Origin of the sequence: Flavobacterium denitrificans DSM 15936, from assembly GCF_000425445.1 — a bacterium.
Classification (GTDB): Bacteria; Bacteroidota; Bacteroidia; order Flavobacteriales; family Flavobacteriaceae; genus Flavobacterium; species Flavobacterium denitrificans.
The window spans coordinates 282,252-300,723 of the sequence record NZ_AUDL01000011.1 but is presented as its reverse complement, the minus strand read 5'-3'; the positions used below and the strand labels follow the sequence as shown (position 1 = coordinate 300,723).

General features: G+C 34.9%; 11 protein-coding genes. 2 read left to right on the top strand and 9 right to left on the bottom strand.

Features of this window, described 5'->3' with window-relative positions:
• Positions 1-63: 63 nt before the first annotated feature.
• Positions 64-534 carry a YybH family protein gene (locus H600_RS0107330; protein ID WP_026728170.1) on the bottom strand — a complete coding sequence of 157 codons (471 nt, stop codon included), beginning with the start codon at positions 532-534 and terminating at the stop codon, positions 64-66.
• A 301-nt stretch (positions 535-835) separates the two neighbouring features.
• Between H600_RS0107330 and H600_RS0107325 the strand changes: the two genes are divergently transcribed.
• Complete coding sequence (locus H600_RS0107325; RefSeq protein WP_026728169.1) at positions 836-1,282, top strand: response regulator; 447 nt, start codon at positions 836-838, stop codon at positions 1,280-1,282.
• A gap of 12 nt (positions 1,283-1,294) precedes the next feature.
• Entirely contained in the window at positions 1,295-4,531 is a 3,237-nt protein-coding gene (locus H600_RS0107320; RefSeq protein WP_026728168.1) for a PAS domain S-box protein, read from the top strand.
• 58 nt (positions 4,532-4,589) lie between these two features.
• Here the strand turns inward: H600_RS0107320 and H600_RS0107315 are convergent, their stop codons facing one another.
• The 8 genes from H600_RS0107315 to H600_RS0107275 all read right to left on the bottom strand — a co-directional run bounded on the left by H600_RS0107315 (position 4,590) and on the right by H600_RS0107275 (position 18,359).
• On the bottom strand, positions 4,590-6,509 hold the full coding sequence (locus H600_RS0107315) for a sialate O-acetylesterase (RefSeq protein ID WP_026728167.1): 1,920 nt from the start codon (positions 6,507-6,509) through the stop codon (positions 4,590-4,592).
• A gap of 449 nt (positions 6,510-6,958) precedes the next feature.
• Positions 6,959-8,878, bottom strand: a complete 1,920-nt coding sequence (locus H600_RS0107310) for a RagB/SusD family nutrient uptake outer membrane protein (RefSeq protein ID WP_026728166.1) — start codon at positions 8,876-8,878, stop codon at positions 6,959-6,961.
• A 15-nt stretch (positions 8,879-8,893) separates the two neighbouring features.
• On the bottom strand, positions 8,894-11,965 hold the full coding sequence (locus tag H600_RS0107305) for a SusC/RagA family TonB-linked outer membrane protein (protein WP_026728165.1): 3,072 nt from the start codon (positions 11,963-11,965) through the stop codon (positions 8,894-8,896).
• Between the two features lie 541 nt (positions 11,966-12,506).
• Positions 12,507-13,481, bottom strand: a complete 975-nt coding sequence (locus tag H600_RS0107300) for an aldose epimerase family protein (protein ID WP_026728164.1) — start codon at positions 13,479-13,481, stop codon at positions 12,507-12,509.
• Between the two features lie 26 nt (positions 13,482-13,507).
• Positions 13,508-14,164 carry a fructose-6-phosphate aldolase gene (gene fsa, locus H600_RS0107295; protein ID WP_026728163.1) on the bottom strand — a complete coding sequence of 219 codons (657 nt, stop codon included), beginning with the start codon at positions 14,162-14,164 and terminating at the stop codon, positions 13,508-13,510.
• 368 nt (positions 14,165-14,532) lie between these two features.
• The gene (xylA, locus tag H600_RS0107285) at positions 14,533-15,858 is read right to left on the bottom strand and encodes a xylose isomerase (protein ID WP_026728162.1); all 1,326 of its coding nucleotides are present in this window, start codon (positions 15,856-15,858) and stop codon (positions 14,533-14,535) included.
• Between the two features lie 8 nt (positions 15,859-15,866).
• Positions 15,867-17,348, bottom strand: coding sequence for a xylulokinase (locus H600_RS0107280; protein ID WP_026728161.1), 1,482 nt, complete (start codon positions 17,346-17,348; stop codon positions 15,867-15,869).
• A gap of 3 nt (positions 17,349-17,351) precedes the next feature.
• Positions 17,352-18,359, bottom strand: a complete 1,008-nt coding sequence (locus H600_RS0107275) for a GntR family transcriptional regulator (protein ID WP_026728160.1) — start codon at positions 18,357-18,359, stop codon at positions 17,352-17,354.
• Between the last annotated feature and the right edge of the window lie 113 nt (positions 18,360-18,472).

The window sequence follows — 18,472 nt, the reverse complement described above, 5'->3', positions numbered from 1 at the left end:
AACATAAAAAAAGATCGGATATGAAAATTTTCACATCCGATCTTTTTTTATTTCATCGTTATACTATTGATCTGAAACACTCATATCTCTAACACATACATATTTTCCGTCTCTTTTTACAAACAAACTCATATAGTTTCCAGTATTAATAATGGTTTTTGTAGAATCTGTAACTTCAAAAGCACCTGTTTCTACAACTTGATTTCCATCATCTGACACAAAAATTTCTCCAGTTTTAAACGCAATCTGATTAGAGTTTGAGCCAACATTATCTTTCAAGAACTCTATAATATTAGCTTTTCCGACCAAAGGAATATGGTTTTGGTAGTAACTAATTGCATCATCTGCATAATAGCCAACACTTGTAAGCTCACCCGAATTATAAACTCTGGCAAAGTCATTTTCCTTAGCCTGAATTTCCTTTTTTATCGCTTCTTTATCGACCACTACAGGTTCGTCTTTTTTTGTATTGCAGGCAAATACAGAAGTTAAAATACCCAACAATAAAATTCCTTTCAAGAGATTGTTTTTCATATATTTAAGGATTTAAAACTATACCTTAAAAGTAATTATAAAAATTATAAAATCAAGTTATTTCGGATAAAAAATTATTGGAGCAAATTGAAATTTTAAAAAACATTTTATTACATTTAAATGAATTAGATTTTTTAGTTCGGGCAAATTATAACTTATAACAAGCTTATTTATTTCTTGTCAAAAAAAATAGCCCTATATTAGCAGAGAAAAGGATATCAAATTAGTCAAACTATTACGACATTTCGATGCTTTCTTTTAAAAAATTTGTTTTGAAATTAATTACACCCCTATCAATAAAATGAATAAAGAACATTACAATATTTTACTTGCAGATGACGATGAAGACGACTGCTCTTTTTTTGAAGAAGCACTTGAGGAATTAGACCTTCCAGTAACTCTTGTAACTGTACATGACGGCGTGCAATTAATGGATTACTTAAAAGCCAATACTGCAAATTTGCCAGATATTCTTTTTCTTGATCTTAATATGCCTCGCAAAAATGGTCACGAATGCCTAAAAGAAATTAAGGAAATCTCAGAATATGTAACACTTCCAGTTATTATTTTTTCGACTTCTTTAGATATTGAAATTGTTGATTTGATGTATCAAAAAGGAGCAACACATTACATACGCAAACCTGGCGAATTTGCTAAATTAAAAACCGTAATCAGCAATGCTTTGTCTGCCACTGTCCAAAACAATCTGCAACAGCCTGTAAGAGAACAATTTGTTCTTCTGCCGTAAATCTTGTAAAGAATGAGCCATATTAATAAGGAACATTATTTTCTAGCCGATGGCGGTGAAATGGGCAAACTAATCAGATCTAGAGACTGGAGCAAAACCTCTTTGGGCGATCCTGAATTTTGGCCACAAAGCCTTAAGACAATGGTGTCGGTAATGCTAAATAATCCTATAGGAATGTACATTGCCTGGGGAGATAATTTCACACAGCTTTACAATGACGCCTTCCGCCCTATTCTAGGTGCCACAAAACATCCTGACGCTTTAGGAATTGGTTCTAAAGAAACATTTTCCGAAATTTGGGATACTATTGGAATAATGTTTGAAGACGTCATGAAGGGCAATGCTGTTAGCTATTCTGACCTAAAGCTTGTTTTGAATCGAAATGGATTTGATGAAGAATGTTATTTCAACTTTTCTTATACTCCGATTAAAACTGAAGATGGGAATGTTGGTGGCATATTGGTAACCGTTGTTGAAACTACCGAAAAAACGGAGCAACTTTTAAGCAAAGCCAAAGTTCAAGAAAGTGAGCAAAAAATAAGACAAATTGTAGAAAATGCTCCGTTCCCAATTGGTGTTTATGTAGGAAAAGAACAACGCATTGAACTTGCAAATCAATCCATTATGGACGTTTGGGGAAAAGGAAATGATGTTGTTGGAAAATTATATACTGAGATCTTGCCAGAACTCAACAATCAATCGGTTTTTGAACAAGTAAACCGTGTTTTTGAAACAGGCGAGGCATTTCACAATAAAAATGCACGTATTGACATAACCATAAATGGTAAACTGGAGACCTTTTATTTCAATTACAGTTTTACGCCACTTTATGATACAAACGGAAATATTTATGGCGTAATGAACACCGCTGCAGAGATTACCGATTTGCATCTTGCCACAAAAAAAATTGAAGAAGCTGACAAGCGTTTTCGCGATACTGTAAAACAGGCTCCAGTAGGAATTACTATTTTACGCGGATGGGATTTTATGGTTGAAATGGCCAATGACGCTTATTTGAAAATTGTTGATCGAGAAGAAAGTGCTTTTGTAGGGAAGCCACTATTTGAGTCGCTTCCAGAAGTAAAAGAAAGTGTTGACAAGCTTTTATCAGATGTATTGACGACAGGGATTCCATTTCATGGATACGAAGTCCCAATTCCTTTAAATCGTTATGGAAAACTTGATATTTCTTATTTTGATTTTCTTTACAATCCGTTGCGAGAAGAAAATGGCGAAATCTCAGGAATTATTGTTACCGTTACGGAAGTAAGTGAAAAAGTGGAAGCAAGAAAAAAAATCGAACTCAACGAAGAAAGACTTAAAATTATAGTTGAAGCCAGTGAACTTGGCACTTGGGAACTTAATTTAGAAGAAAATAAAATTCATTATTCTTCAAGATATGTTGAAATTGTTACTGGACACAAAAAAAATATTGAATTAAAGCATACCGATATCCTCAGCTACATTCATCCGGATGATTTACAGATGAGAAATCAAGCCTATACTGAGGCGCTTGTTTCAGGCCATCTTTCATATGAATTAAGAGTAATTTGGCATGACAAATCCATTCACTGGCTTGAAGCAAAAGGAAAAGTATTTTTTGATTCCGAAAATAAGCCCAAAAAACTACTGGGCACAATAAGAGATATTACTGAAGAAAAAAATCATCAACAAGAACTAGAAGAAAGCGAAAAGCGTTTTCGTTCCTTAACTGAAAGTATTCCGCAATTAATTTGGGAAACAGATGAAAAAGGAAATTACCTCTTTGCTTCTGGAAAATGGTTTGAGTATACTGGAATTCATCCAGAAGGAGAATCCGTTTGGGAAAACATGATTCATCCTGACGACTACGAAGAAAACACGCGAATTTGGAAGCACAGCATGGCAACCGGAGAAATATACCGATGTGATGTTCGAATCCGAAGATATGATGGAAATTACAGATGGCATACCGTAATAGGCGAACCCGTTTTTAATGAACAAAATAAAATCATCAAATGGGTTGGTGCTTTTACCGATATTCATACTGAAAAGGCATTTACAAATGAGCTTGAGCAACAAGTAACCGCAAGAACTAAAGAACTTAGCCTGATGAATGAATCGCTTCAAAAAAGTGAAGAACGTTATCATTTAATGGTTGAAGAAGTTCAAGATTATGCTATTTTGTACCTCAATCACGAAGGTATTGTTGAAAACTGGAATTTAGGCGCACAAAAAATCAAAGGATATAAAGCCGAAGAAATTATTGGCAAAAGTTTCTCTCAATTTTACACCGAATCTGACCGAAAAAACAATCTTCCTCAAAAGTTATTGAATCTGGCCATTGAAAAAGGAAAATCAAGCCACGAAGGATGGCGCGTTCGCAAAGACAAAACGCTATTTTGGGCAAATGTAACGTTGACTGCAATTCATAACAAAAACAATCAGATTATTGGTTTCTCAAAAATGACGCACGATCTTACAGAGAAAAAAAGTGCCGATGACAAATTGAAAATGAACGCCCTAGAGCTTGAACACAAAAATGCAGAACTTGAAAAAATGAATCAAGAACTTCAGTCTTTTGCCTATATTTCAAGTCATGACTTGCAGGAACCATTGCGAAAAATCCAAACTTTTGCCACGCAGATTATGGAAAAAGAATCTGAAAATTTATCTGATTATGGAAAAGATAAATTCAAAAGAATGCAAAATGCGGCTCAGCGAATGCAAACACTAATCAACGATTTGCTTTCGTATTCTAGAACAAATGTTCAAGAAAGAGTTTTTGAAAAAATGGATTTAGGGAAAATTGTAGCTGAAGTAAGAGATGATTTGAAAGAAGAAATTGAACAGAAAAATGCCAAGATCGAAAGTCTAGAAAATTGTAAAGCCAATATAATTCCGTTTCAATTCAGGCAACTTTTATATAATTTAGTCAGCAATTCTCTTAAATTTTCTAATCCAGAAACCCCAATTGTTATAAAAATAAACAGTGAAATTGCAAAAGGTTCTGATTTGAAAAGTGAAAAATTAACTCCAGAAGCCATGTATTGTCATATAAGAATTGAAGATAACGGAATTGGTTTCGAGCAACAATACAGTTCCAAAATCTTCGAAGTTTTTCAACGTCTTCACGGAAAACTGGAATATACCGGAACCGGAATTGGACTCGCTATCGTGAAAAAAATCGTTGATAATCATAACGGAATAATTACGGCAACTGGCGAATTAAACAAAGGCGCCACTTTTGACATTTATATTCCAGCATAAATTAAAAACAGGATTTCTTGATTTGAAATCCTGTTTTTTTTCTTTAAATCTTAAATTTTTATTTACTCAATTTTGCTTCAAAAGGCGAAGCAGGCAAATTTTCCTTATTATATAGATTTGCCTCTACAGGATTATCTGCCCAAGCATAACGAACTTTTTGAGGTTTTAAAATGTTTTCATTCCAAACCTTGATTTTATTTCCTTCAAAAATAGCGCTTGCCCAAACAAATTTCCCATCATCTCCTGCAATTTCAAATCCCTTTAAGCCAATATTATTTTTAGTCATCAAACCGCTTCCCGTATCTGTAAAAGACAACAGTAGCTGATTTCCTTTTCGTTCCATCGATTTGAAAAGCGGTCCAGATGAAACAATATTTTTTTCTCCATACGCAATCTTTTCAGCTTGCAATGCTAATCTTTTTCCAACATCATACTTATTGAGAGGATGAATATCATTCCATTCTCCCAAATCAATTGTGACCGCCATTCCTGTATTTGGAACTGCTAAAGTATTTTTTTGTTGTTGCCTTAAAGCGGCCCAATTGCTTTCAGCAGGTTCCGTTTTTGGCACCATAAAATTCGTCAGCTGTACAAACAAAAACGGAAAATCCCCTTGCTTCCACTCTGATCTCCAGCTTGTAATTAAAGTTTGCATCAACGCTCCATATTCCTGAGGTTTTTTGGTGCTCGATTCGCCTTGGTACCAAAGCACGCCTTTTATTGCGTAATTCTTTAAAGGAGCAATCATCGAATTGTATAATCCAACAGGCTTCCATCTAATAAAAGTTGGCGATGGAAGAGGATTCATTTTCACACCTAACCTGTATTTCCAAGCTCCTTTTAAATCGATAGAATCTTTATCTAAAATAAGCTGATAGGGTTTGTCTTCAACAAAACCACCTTTTCCCGAATTATTAATTACACGAATGGCAATTTCATTTTTTCCTTCTTTTAAAAACTTTGGATCAAAAGCATATTTTCTTGGCGGGTATAAATAAGAAGTTGTCCCAACAAAATTCCCGTTTACATAAACCGAATCAGCATCTACAATTCGGCCTAAAATCAATTTTGCCGAAGTTGCTTTTAGATTCGGCAAATCAACTTCTTTTCTAAACCAAACAGCGCCATTAGTTTTCTCTAAAGCATAATCTCCCCAATATCCCGGAATATTCATTTCTGGCCAATCAACATCATCTAAATCTGCTTTTGACCAATGCTTTTTCAGACCTTCATCTTGACGATTTACTTCGGAATACCAATCGGTGCTGACTTTTTTGTCATTAGCTTCAATCTGCGCGCCTAAAGTTCCATCTTTGAATTTTTGATACTCAGTGTCATATTCAGGAAATTGCTTCACAGCATCAGCGCTAAGCCATGATTCTGCCGGAGAACCGCCCAAAGCACTATTGATCAATCCAATTGGAACTTTATATTTTGCATAAATTTCGCTTGCAAAAAAATATGCTACGGCAGAGAAACTCAAAATATTGGACGGATTTACCTCTTTCCATTCGCCAGACGACAAATCTGTATTTTCTTTTGCAAAATCATATTGATCAGGCACTAGAAATTGTCTGATTTCCGAATTATTTGCCTTTGCTATAATGTCGCTGTATTTATCTTTTACACGCTCCATAGGCAATTCCATATTAGATTGACCAGAACAAAGCCAAACATCGCCAAACAAAATATTTTTCAAAACAATTGTATTGCTCGCTGACAAAGTCATTTCAAAAGGCCCGCCTGCTTTTTGTGAAGGCAATGTAATTTCCCAGTTTCCGTTTTGTGAAGTTGTCGTTTGAAACTTTTTTTTGTTGAAATCAACCTCAATCTTTTCATTTGGCGTTGCCCAACCCCAAATTTTCACCGGGATATCGCGCTGTAAAACCATTCCGTCACTAATCAATCTCGGAAGTTTTATTTGAGAATAAAGAGTGGAGCAAATAAGCGCACTGATAAAAATTAGTGTTTTTTTCATTTTCAAAATTTTATTTTTTTGCTAATCCCGAAACTTCGGGACTGAAATCTTTTTTAAAGATAGTTAACCCGTTGCTGTAATTCGAAAAAATATTCTAGCACATAGAAACATAGATTTTTTTTTTAGGAAAAGGTAGCTGAAAGAAACAAGTTTCTAACACATAGTCTATGTTTGTTAATGTAAGTGAAACGCCTTTTTTAAGGATGCTATCCCGAAGCTATCAGGAATGTTTCTATGTTTTAAAATTAATAACAGCAATCTATAATTATTCTCTTCGAACATTTGAAGCCAAAAAGCCGAGAGGGCTCAACTCTCGGCTTTTCTATAAAACAACTTTATATGCAGTTCTAACCAATTCTTAAATAAACACTTACTTACAACTTTATCCAACCTAATTGGCAGCTTTAATTGTTTTATCAATTTGATTTCGGTTATTAGGATTTTATTTCTTAGTAACCTGGATTTTGATATGTTGCTTTTTCTGCTGCTGTCATTACCATAGCGTCTAATTGCCCTTGTGGAATTGGACGTAAATAATGATGCTTGTCAATAGTTCTTGTAACGGTTACAGGTGTATGATCGCCATATGTATTACCACAAATTTGGTATGAACCAGCAAGTTCTTCCCATTTTTGAGTACGAACTAAATCAAACCAGCGATATCCTTCTGCATAATATTCACGAGAACGTTCTGCCAAAATATAATTGATATCGATCACAGCTGGAGTAGCTGCAGTCAAAGCGGCACTATTATCAGCCACTTTTGCCGTATTTCCAGCATTATCCCATCTCCATTTTCCTGCTCGTGCGCGAATAACGTTTATTAATTCGCGAGCACTTTTTCCAGCTCTTGGAGATGCGCCTTTTACAGCAGCTTCAGCGGCAATAAAGTAAAGTTCAGAGAATTTTGCAATATTAAAAGGACGTGTGCTAGCTGCGTTTGGCTGTCCTAAACCTGTTCCGTTATCTGTACGATAAACACCCAATTTCCAAAGTCCTGGATAAACAATTCTGCTGATACCGCTCGGATTAATAACATAATCTGCTCTTCCTGGCAATAAGCCAGCACCAATATTTCCTGTTGATGCAGCATAAACCACAGCTGGATTATCTTGAGTTAAAAATGATAAAATAGCCCCACCTGGACTTACAGGCAATCCGTTTGCATTATTTAAAGTTGCAGAAGTATTTCCTGCCTTGTTCCAATTTCCTCTATATACTGTTGTAAAAGTTCCGTCGTAACGAGAATCATTTGTTTTATCAGCAAAAGTGTTTTTAATTACATTGATTGTAGGGCACATACGTGTCCAAGGACGTCCTAAAGATTGAACAGCTTCACGTTGTACAGAACTTACTCCAGAACTTCTGATGTTCGTATAATTCCATGTCATCATCCAGCCTGCAAAGTTTTCTGGTGCTGCACCATTTGAATAAGTCAAACTACTTGCATTATAAAATTCGCTTGACTCTGTATGGTCTGCATATAATAATATTTCACTGTTTCTGTCATTCGTTCCTAAATTCACATCATAATATGTGTTTTGCAAACTAAACGATCCTGGATTTTCAATTCCGTCCGCAGCTATATTATAAGCTTGTTGAAAATACCAGCTTGCGTCGTGTCCGTCAGGATCTGTTCTATTTGTTTCAGGATAAGTTGGAACATTATTTGGATTTTGAAGCCACCAAGCATAGGTTATATATGCTTTTGCTAAATACAATCTAGCAACCGTTTTAGTTACTCCACCTTTTACTCTTCCTGCAACTGGCAAATCATTTACTGCAATCAATAAATCAGGGAAAATCGCTTTGGTATAAACTTCAGTCACCGTGTTGCGTTTAGAAGTTCTCACTGGATTTGTATTAAATTTCAACTCTCCTGCACCTAAATCTAATGGCACGCCTCCAAAAGTCTGAACCAAAAGAAAATAATCAAAAGCGCGGAAAAATCTAGCTTCGGCAATTAATGCATTTGAAATAGTTCCAACTTCCGCTGCATTTTCAATGATACCGCTCGCTGTATTTATATTTGGAAATGCAGTACCCCACAATCCGTCAGAACGGCTGCTTGTAGCTGTTATTGAACCAACACCTGAAAGATCCATGTCCTTAAAATTGTTGTCAGCACTTTGTGCATAAGTCGCTTCATCAGTTCCGGTTACTAATGTGTTGTAATAATAAGCCGGACCATAAATATAACGCAAGTGTGCATACATTGAAGTCAATCCTCCAAAAACACCTTTTTCTGTCTTAAAAAAACCAGGCTCATAAATACTTCGTGGCTTTTCATCCAAAATTTCACTGCATGACCCTAGAAACAGCATCAAAAATAGTGCTGTTATAAAAGTTCTTATTTGTATACGTTTCATCGTTTTCTTTTTTTTTTAAAATGTTAAGTTAAATCCAATCAAGAAGTTTCGTGTAGCTGGAGTATTAGTTCCAAGGGTAAGCAAACGTCTTTTGTAAGCAGTTGTTACTGCTGCGTTTTCATCACCATAAGAATTTGTTTCTGGATCCATACCCGACTCTTTATGATATGGCGAGAACATAACGAATGGATTTTGTACAGTACAATAAATTCTAAATTTATCTAAACCTGTTTCTTCCAAAAATTTGTTTTTGAAATTATAACCTAATGAAATAGTACGAATTTTTAAATACGAAGCATCAAAATATCCTAAAGTTGAACCATATTTTGGATTATCTCCATCTGAAAGCCCACCTGGTTTTGGGTATTTAGCACCTGTATTTTCTGGTGTCCAATAATCTACATCCACGTTTCCACGACGGCCGCTTAACATATTAAGATATCCTGAAGAAGAATATAGCGTACTGATTAAAATTCCACCACTTTGGAAAGCTCCTACTGCAGTCAAATCAAAATTTTTGTAGGCAACGCGCGTATTGAATCCACCTTGAAACTTTGGATCTACTTTTAAAATTTGTCTATCGTCTGGACCAATTTGTCTTGTCGGAGTTCCATCTGCATTAAAAGTTCCTGTGTATTTTACTTTGATCATTCCCGGATTTCCTCCTGGCTCATATTTCGTTAAGTTGGCATCGCCTTGTTGCCAAAGTCCGATTTTTTCATAATCATAAATTACATTGATTGGTTTACCAACAAACCACCAGTTCGCTTCATCTCTTTGTTGGCCTGAAGCCAATGCAACCAATTCATTTTTATTTGAATAGAAGTTGGCTCCTGCTTCCCAAGTCCAACCTCCTACATTGTCAAGAATTACTCCATTTAATGAAAACTCAATACCTTTATTTTGAGACTGCCCGATATTTCCTGTATAGCTGCTTACACCAGAAGTGCTTGGAAGATTTACTCCTAAAAGAATATCTTTTGTATCTGTCACATAATATTCTGCTGTTGCAGATAAGCGGTTTTTAAGAATTGTAAAATCTAGTCCGTAATTCCAAGTTGTCGAATATTCCCAACCTAAATTTGAGTTTGGCAACTCAGACACATAATATCCTACTGCATAATCTGTTCCGAAATTGTAAGGTCTTGTGCTCAAACGCCCAAGCGTTGCGTATGGATTGATAGACTGATTAGAAGTTTCTCCATATCCAACACGAAGTTTTAATGCATCAATGAAATCTACATTTTTCATGAACGACTCGCCTTTGATGTTCCAACCAACAGAAATCGCAGGATAAGTATGCCACTTATGTCCTTCTGCCAATCTTGAAGAAGCATCAGAACGTACTGTTGCTGTCAACATATAACGATTATCGTAAGAATACATTGCACGTCCCATCCAAGAAATCAAACCGCTTTTATAATAGTTTTGATCATTTGGATTAATTGTGATTTCGCCTGTCGCATTTCCTAAATTGTAAAATTGAAAAGCATCTGAAGGGATTCCTTTTGCTGAAACTGAAGAACTATTGAAAGAAGTTTGTTCTGACGAATATAATCCAACAACATTAATTTTATGCTTTTGTGCAAAAGTACGATCGTACGTCAACAAGTTTTCGAGCACCCAGTTTGTAGTAAGCGAATGGCTAATATTAGCTGTTGAAGGTGTCGTTGGGGTCGTGCTGAAAACACCCTCTCCAGTATAACTTCCAATATCTGTCATACGGAAATTAAGACCTACGTTTAGGCGATATTTCAAACCTTCTACACCCGGAATCTTAACTTCTCCAAATATGTTGTTGTAAGATCCAAAAGCTCTTGTTTGATTGATCCATTTATCACCTAAATCCTCTACACTTTCTCTTGTGTAAACCCATTGCTGGTCTAAAGGCATTTGAATAATTCTTTTAAGTGATCCATCAGGATTATACGGATTTGCGATTGGTGTACTATTTAAAACGCCATACAATGATAAATTACTTCCGTTTGTAATCGAATAATTATTATTTGATGTGATTCCGAAACGGAAAGATTTCCCAACTTCTTGATCCACAGACGCTCTCAAAGAAATACGCTCATAGTCCTGACCTGGAAGAACGGCTTCATCTTTATAATGTCCTAATCCAAAATTATAAGACCCATTTTCTGTTCCGCCTGAAATACCAAAATCATTTGTAGTTACCATTCCCGTTCCATAAAACAAATCCTGCCAATCGGTGTTGACATCATTTGCTTCGTCAATACCATTTGTATAGATTCCCGCAGTCTGGCGAAGTTTTACATATTCAGGTCCGTCCATCATTGGGTATTTAGCAAAAACGCTTTTTAAGCCATAATAATTATCAAAGGTAAATCTTGCTTTTTGTCCTTTTTTTCCTTTATTCGTTGTGACTAAAATAACTCCATTTGCACCGCGAGAACCATAAATCGCAGTTGACGAAGCGTCTTTCAAAATATCGACACTTTTAATATCAGCTGGATTAATATCTGCTAAAGAACCTGCAAACGGAATTCCATCAAGAACTACAAGAGGATCGTTACTCGCATTTAAGGAACGCGTACCACGAATCCTGATTTGCATAGTCGATCCAGGTTTGGAAGATGTCTGTGTCATGTCGACACCAGCGATTCTTCCTTGAAGCGCTTGTGTAATATTTGCTGCTGGAATTTCCCTTAAATCTTCACCTGTAATTGATGCTACAGAACCTGTTACCGCTTCTTTACGCTGTGTACCATATCCAACAACAATTACTTCTTGCAGATTATTTAAGTTTTCTTCTAAAACTGCATTTATCTTAGTTTTTCCTGCAACAGGAATTTCTTTGTCTTTTAATCCTAAAAAACTAAATACTAAAACTCCATTAGCTGGAACATTAATAGTATAATTTCCGTCAAAACCTGTCGCAACACTAGTTTTAGTGCCTTTAACAGTCACATTTGCTCCTGGAATTGGCCCAGTTGCATCAGAAACAACTCCTGTTACTGTATTCTGTGCTACTGCACCCACAGAAAACAGAAACATCAGGGATAAAAACCCCAAACATTTCAGGAGCTTTGATTTGCTTTTCATTGTAAAAAAGTCAGTCATAAAAATTAAGTTAGATAGTTAATATAATAGTTTAGTTAGTTGAAATTCATGAAGCAAAATCATCTGCTTTTGCAAGACCAAAACAAATATTTTTGCATTTGTTTAACAAATATATATAAAATTTCAAATCACACAACCGGTTGTTTAATATTTTTTTATTTAGTCGAAAAAAATAGGTTATAAAAAATAGTAGCTGAATAATTTTTCAGCCAAAAAAATAAGTAATTCGTAACAAATTGGCTTTTTAAACAAACCCGAGTAGATGAAATTTATAGTTTTTAAAAAATGACTAACAATTCCCTAAAACCCAACAATAAAGCATATTATAGGATTTTTTTATTACGTAAAACAAATTATGTTTCAGCCAATAAAAAACACAAAACATTAAGAAAATATTCATTTGGAAAAAATTCAAAACAAAACCGCTTCCAATTTATCTTTTGCTTTAAAAAGAAAACATTTTCAACACAATCGTTTGCATAAAGAATAAAAAAAAACTCCTTTTTTCACAAAAGAAGTTTAAAATTGATAAAAAATGAATTTATCCAAAAGTAAAAGCAAAAATCATTTCATTTAGATAAGTTTCGCCAGGCTTCAAAATTGAATTGGGAAAATATTTTTTATTTGGAGCATCGGGAAAATTTTGAGGTTCAAAACAAATTGCAGGGAAAGTTCCAAATTGATTATCATTTGAAAAAGGCAAATTTGGAAATTTTTCTGGAGTATAAACCACCATTGCTGGCTGATTAGAATAAATATCCATATTAATACCACTTTCAGCAGAAGACAAAGAAGCTTTTAACTGTTTATCATTAAAAACAAAAGTATCATCGAAACCTTTAAAATCTTCTCTTTTTATTTTAGCTTTTTTATTTCGATCAAAAGAAGTTCCTTCTGATTTATTCAATTTTCCCGTTGGAAGCAATTGTGAATCAACATCTAAATAAAAATCGCTATTGATTTGCAGTTCATGATCTAAAATTGAGCCTTTTCCATTCAAATTCAAATAAATATGACTGGTCAAATTTACAGGAGTAGCTTGATCTGTTGTGGCTTTATATGATATTTTCACTTCATTTTTAGGTGTCAATTCAAAAATGGCTTCAACATTTAAATTCCCCGGATAACCCTCTTCAAGATTTTTGCTATGGTAAGTCAAAACTGCACTATTCTCTTTCACCTCTTTAACCGACCAAAATCTGTTAAAAAAACCATTTTCACCTCCGTGCAAATGAACTCCATCTTGATGCTCAATTTTGTAAACCGAATCATCAATCATAAATTCACCTTTCGAAATTCTTCCTGCATATCTTCCAATACTGTTTCCTAAAAACAGTTTTACATTAGAATATGGAGATTCAAGATAATTTGAAGCTTCTTTCAAACCTGCCGCAACATCAAAAATTTCGCCTATTGAATTTTTAACTTTCAACCCAATAACGGTAGCGCCAAAATTAGAAATTGTCATTTCCAGTGCTTCATTATTTTTAATTGTAATTACCTCTAGCTTTTCCATTTTGCAATTGATAGATTTCTAAGACCTTATAAGTTCATCTTTTTAGCATCTTCAACAAATTGGTTTAAACCAATATCAGTAAGCGGATGTTTCAACAAACCTTTAATTGCTGACAATGGCCCAGTCATTACATCAGAACCTACTTTGGCACAATTGATTACATGCATGGTATGACGTACAGAAGCCGAAAGGATTTGTGTATTGAAAGCATAATTATCATAAATCTCTCTGATTTCAGCAATAAGATGCATTCCATCAGTTGAAATATCATCTAATCTTCCTAAAAATGGAGAAACATAAGTCGCACCAGCTTTTGCGGCAAGAAGCGCTTGACCTGCTGAAAAAACAAGAGTCACATTTGTTCTGATTCCTTTATCCGAAAAATATTTACAGGCTTTAATTCCGTCAGCAATCATTGGTAATTTGACCACAATTTGCGGATGCAAAGCAGCAAGTTCTTCGCCTTCTCTGATCATTCCGTCAAAATCTGTTGAAATTACTTCAGCAGAAACATCGCCATCTACAATATTGCAAATGTCCAAATAGTGCTTTAAAATATTGGCTTTGCCTGTAATTCCTTCTTTTGCCATTAAAGATGGATTTGTAGTTACGCCATCTAAAACACCTAAAGCTTGCGCTTCTTTTATGTCATTTAAATTTGCTGTGTCAATAAAAAATTTCATTTGTTTTGGTTTTAAGTTAATAGAGTTCATTAAGAAATTCCATATTTTCAATTCACGCCAGGAATCTTCAATATAGAAAAATGGTTTTATATTTTAATTTGAAAAAAAAGCAAAAAGAATATTGCTTTTGAAAGACAGCAGAAAGCTATCATTTTGAATCTAAGATTAATATATGGCCGTCAGCGTCTCAACCCTCCAACGGCCATAATCACTAATTAATAAAGTTTTCTCTGGCGCATCAACTAACCTTCAAATATGCACCAGAGAAGAAAAACTACAAAAAACAATCTTGATTCCGGTTTTAAAAACTCCTTCAAAACCGGAAATTATTTTTCTTATTCAATGCTCTTTTACAGCACTTTAATCAATTAAATATATTGATTGATAATGTTTTCAAACAATTCTTGTTTACCACTTTGAAGATTCAATTCTCCATTTTCGTGAGCGATAGTGTAAAGATCTTTTAAGCCTAATTTTCCATCAGCAAAATCTTTACCTTTTCCAGAATCGAATGAACTGTATCTTTCTTTTCTTAATTTCTCGTATGGAGAAGAAGAAATGATTTTATCAGCTGTCAGTAAAGCTCTTGCAAAAGTATCAGCTCCACCGATGTGCGCTAAGAAAACATCTTCTAAGTCTGTAGAATTTCTTCTGATTTTAGCATCAAAGTTAACTCCACCACCTTGCAATCCACCAGCTTTTAAGAAAACCAACATCGCTTCTGTTGTTTCCTGAATGTTATTTGGAAACTGATCTGTATCCCATCCGTTTTGGTAATCACCTCTGTTTGCGTCGATACTTCCTAACATTCCTGCTTTTGCAGCAACTTCTAATTCGTGTTGGAAAGTATGCTGTGCCAATGTCGCATGGTTTACCTCAATATTGATTTTGAAATCTTTATCTAAACCGTATTCTTTCAAGAATCCAATTGCAGTTGCAGAGTCAAAATCGTATTGGTGTTTTGATGGCTCCATTGGTTTTGGCTCAATGAAGAAAGTTCCTTTAAAACCTTGCGCTCTTGCATAATCTCTAGACATTGTCAAGAATTGCGCCATGTGATCTAATTCTCTTCCCATATCTGTGTTTAGCAAAGACATATAACCTTCTCTACCACCCCAGAATACGTAGTTTTCTCCGCCTAAAGCGATTGTTGCGTCCAAAGCCAATTTTACTTGTCCCCCAGCTCTAGCTACTACATTAAAATCAGGATTTGTAGCCGCTCCGTTCATGAATCTTGGGTTTGAGAAACAGTTTGAAGTTCCCCAAAGCAATTTAATTCCAGATTCTGCTTTTTTCTGTTTTAAATATTCAGTGATGAAAGCCAAACGTTTTTCTGATTCTGCAAAAGTTGGCCCTTCGTTAATCAAATCGTAATCGTGGAAACAGAAATAATCGAATCCCATTTTACTGATGAATTCAAAAGCAGCATCTGCTTTATCTTTAGCCGCTTGATACGGATCTGATGATGCATCCCAAGCAAATTGCTGTGTTCCAGGCCCGAATGGATCGCTACCTTGTCCGCAGAAAGTATGCCAGTAAGCGATAGCAAATTTAAAGTGCTCACGCATTGTTTTTCCAGCTACAACTTGGTCTGGATTGTAATATTTAAACGCCAAAGGATTGTCAGATTCTTTTCCTTCAAACTTAATTTGGCCAATACCTTTATAGTATTCTTTATCTCCTAAAACTATCATTTTACCTTTTATTTAGTTGTTAATATTAATTCTAATTCTTGTTTCCATTTTTTATAAGCCGTTTCATATTCCTCTTTATTTTTTAGAGGCAAAAAGGTCATTACGTGATCGTTGGTAGTAATTCCTGAACCAAATTTTTCAAAATCACCATCTGTCAAGCCTACTGCTCTTGCCGCTCCTACTGCTCCGGTTGTATTATAGATTTCTATTTCGTGACCAATTAATGTTGCAACGGTATTAGAGAAAATTTCAGAACGGAATAAATTATCATTTCCAGCTCTGATTACATTAATTGTTGCATTATCATCTTTCAGGCATTCCATTCCATAAACAAAAGAAAATGCAATTGCTTCCAAAGATGCTCTAAATAAATGTGCGTTGGTATGAATATTAAAATTCAGATTTAAAATATGCGATCCAATGTTTTTATTGTTGAACATTCTTTCAGCGCCATTTCCAAACGGAATGACAACCAATCCTTGTGAGCCTACATTTATCTGAGATGCTTTTTCATTCATATCTTCATAGGATTCATTTCCGATATTGTTTCGCATCCATCGGTATTGAATTCCCGCTCCGTTTATATTCAGTAATTTCCCAACTCTGGGGTTTGTTTCTGTATAATTTACATGAACGAAGTTGTTTACACGAGTACTTTTTCCTGAATTAGTTTCTGTAACTGCATAAAAAACGCCCGATGTACCGCCTGTTGCCGCTACTTCTCCAGGACGAAGCACATTTAATGACAAAGCATTATTCGGCTGATCTCCTGCTCTATACACAATCGGAATTCCCGCAGGAAGACCAGATTCTGCAGCAGCATTTTTAGTCACAACGCCCTGATTTGTAAAATTCTCTACAATTTTTGGTGTCAACGATTGATCGATTCCGTAATAATCCAAAAGCCAGTCGGCTACTTTATTTTCTTTATAATCCCAAAGCATTCCTTCAGACAAACCATTTTTGGTTGTCGTTACTTCGCCTGTTAATTTCAAAGCGATATAATCTCCCGGAAGCATATATTTAGAGATTTTATTGTAAACTTCTGGTTCGTTTTCTTTAACCCATTTCAGTTTAGAAGCTGTGAAATTTCCAGGCGAATTCAATAAATGCGACATGCATTTTTCTTCTCCAATTTCGGCGAAAGCCTTGTTCCCAATTTCAACCGCACGACTGTCACACCAAATAATTGAATTTCGAAGCGCTTTTCCTGCCTCATCTACAATCACCAATCCATGCATTTGGTACGAAATACCAATTCCCTGAATTTTAGAAGCATCAATATTAGCTTCTTTTATTGCTCTTTTTGTTGCTGTACAAATGTATTGCCACCAAATTTCTGGATCCTGTTCTGCCCAATCTGGGTGAACCGAAAGGATTTCCATTTCATTTTGAGGCTCATTCAGCACAATGATTTTTTTGCCTGTTTCTGCTTCTACTAAGGCTGCCTTGACAGAAGAACTTCCAATATCATAACCGATATAATACATAACTTACAATGATTCTCTTATTATTAATTTAGTCGGCACATAACATTTCGTTTCTTCGTCATGCGTAATAAATGCCGCTGCTTTGGTTCCTAATTCATTAAAATCAGTCGAAACAACTGAAATTCCTTTGTAAATAAATTTCTTCATTGGCGTTTCGTTGTACGAAAGCAAACCAACGTCTTTTCCGGGTTCAAAATCCTTCTCTTTGCATTGCTCTAAAAAGTATCCCAAAATCCTGTCGCTTACACTGATATAAGCAATTCCTTTCTCGATATTAAACTTTTTCGGATCTGTGATAATGTCGTATTGAAAACCGAAATCAGCACAAAATTTCTTGAAAAATTCTACCGTTTCCCACGGATGATTCGTAAAATCCGGATATACAAAATCTATTTTTTTATACTTTTTAAACAAATCAACCGCTTCTTTTAAAGCATCATAAAACGCTTTCCCGAAATCCTGAAAAACATAATTACTCGCTTTATCGGCTCTGATATTCCAGTCAATCAAAAGCAATTTTTCTTTTGAAATTGCTGATAATGCTGGCGGAATCTCTTTGTGGTCAAAATTCATCACCACATATTTGTAATACTTTCCAATTCCGTTATTAATGATCGTTTTAAAAACATCAATATTATAATGGTGAAACTGCACATCAATAATCACATTATCAGGCAAATTATTCACAACTGAATGGTACAAAACCTCTTTATAAGCTTTAAATGTATCTAAAACCAAAAGCACTTTTCTCGTTTCACCAGCTACATAATACCCTTTATTTGGCACAGAATCTATTACTTTTTGATCCTTCAAAATCGAATACGCCTTAAAAACCGTGTCTCTCGAAAGCTGATGCGTTTTGCAAATCACATTCACAGACGGAAGCAAATCTCCCTTTTGCAAAATATTCTCCGCAATAGCATTTGTAATCCCGTCAACTAATTGTTGGTATTTCGGAATATCACTTTCGTGATTCATTATAAACTCAAATTTTTCTTCTTCTTTTGGCATACCGTTCTGTTCCGTTCTGTTATGCTAAAGTAGATAAAAATCTTTTATAAAAAATTATTTTTTACATTAATTATGTTATTTTTTTTTAGCTCTGGAAGAGCGTACTATTTATA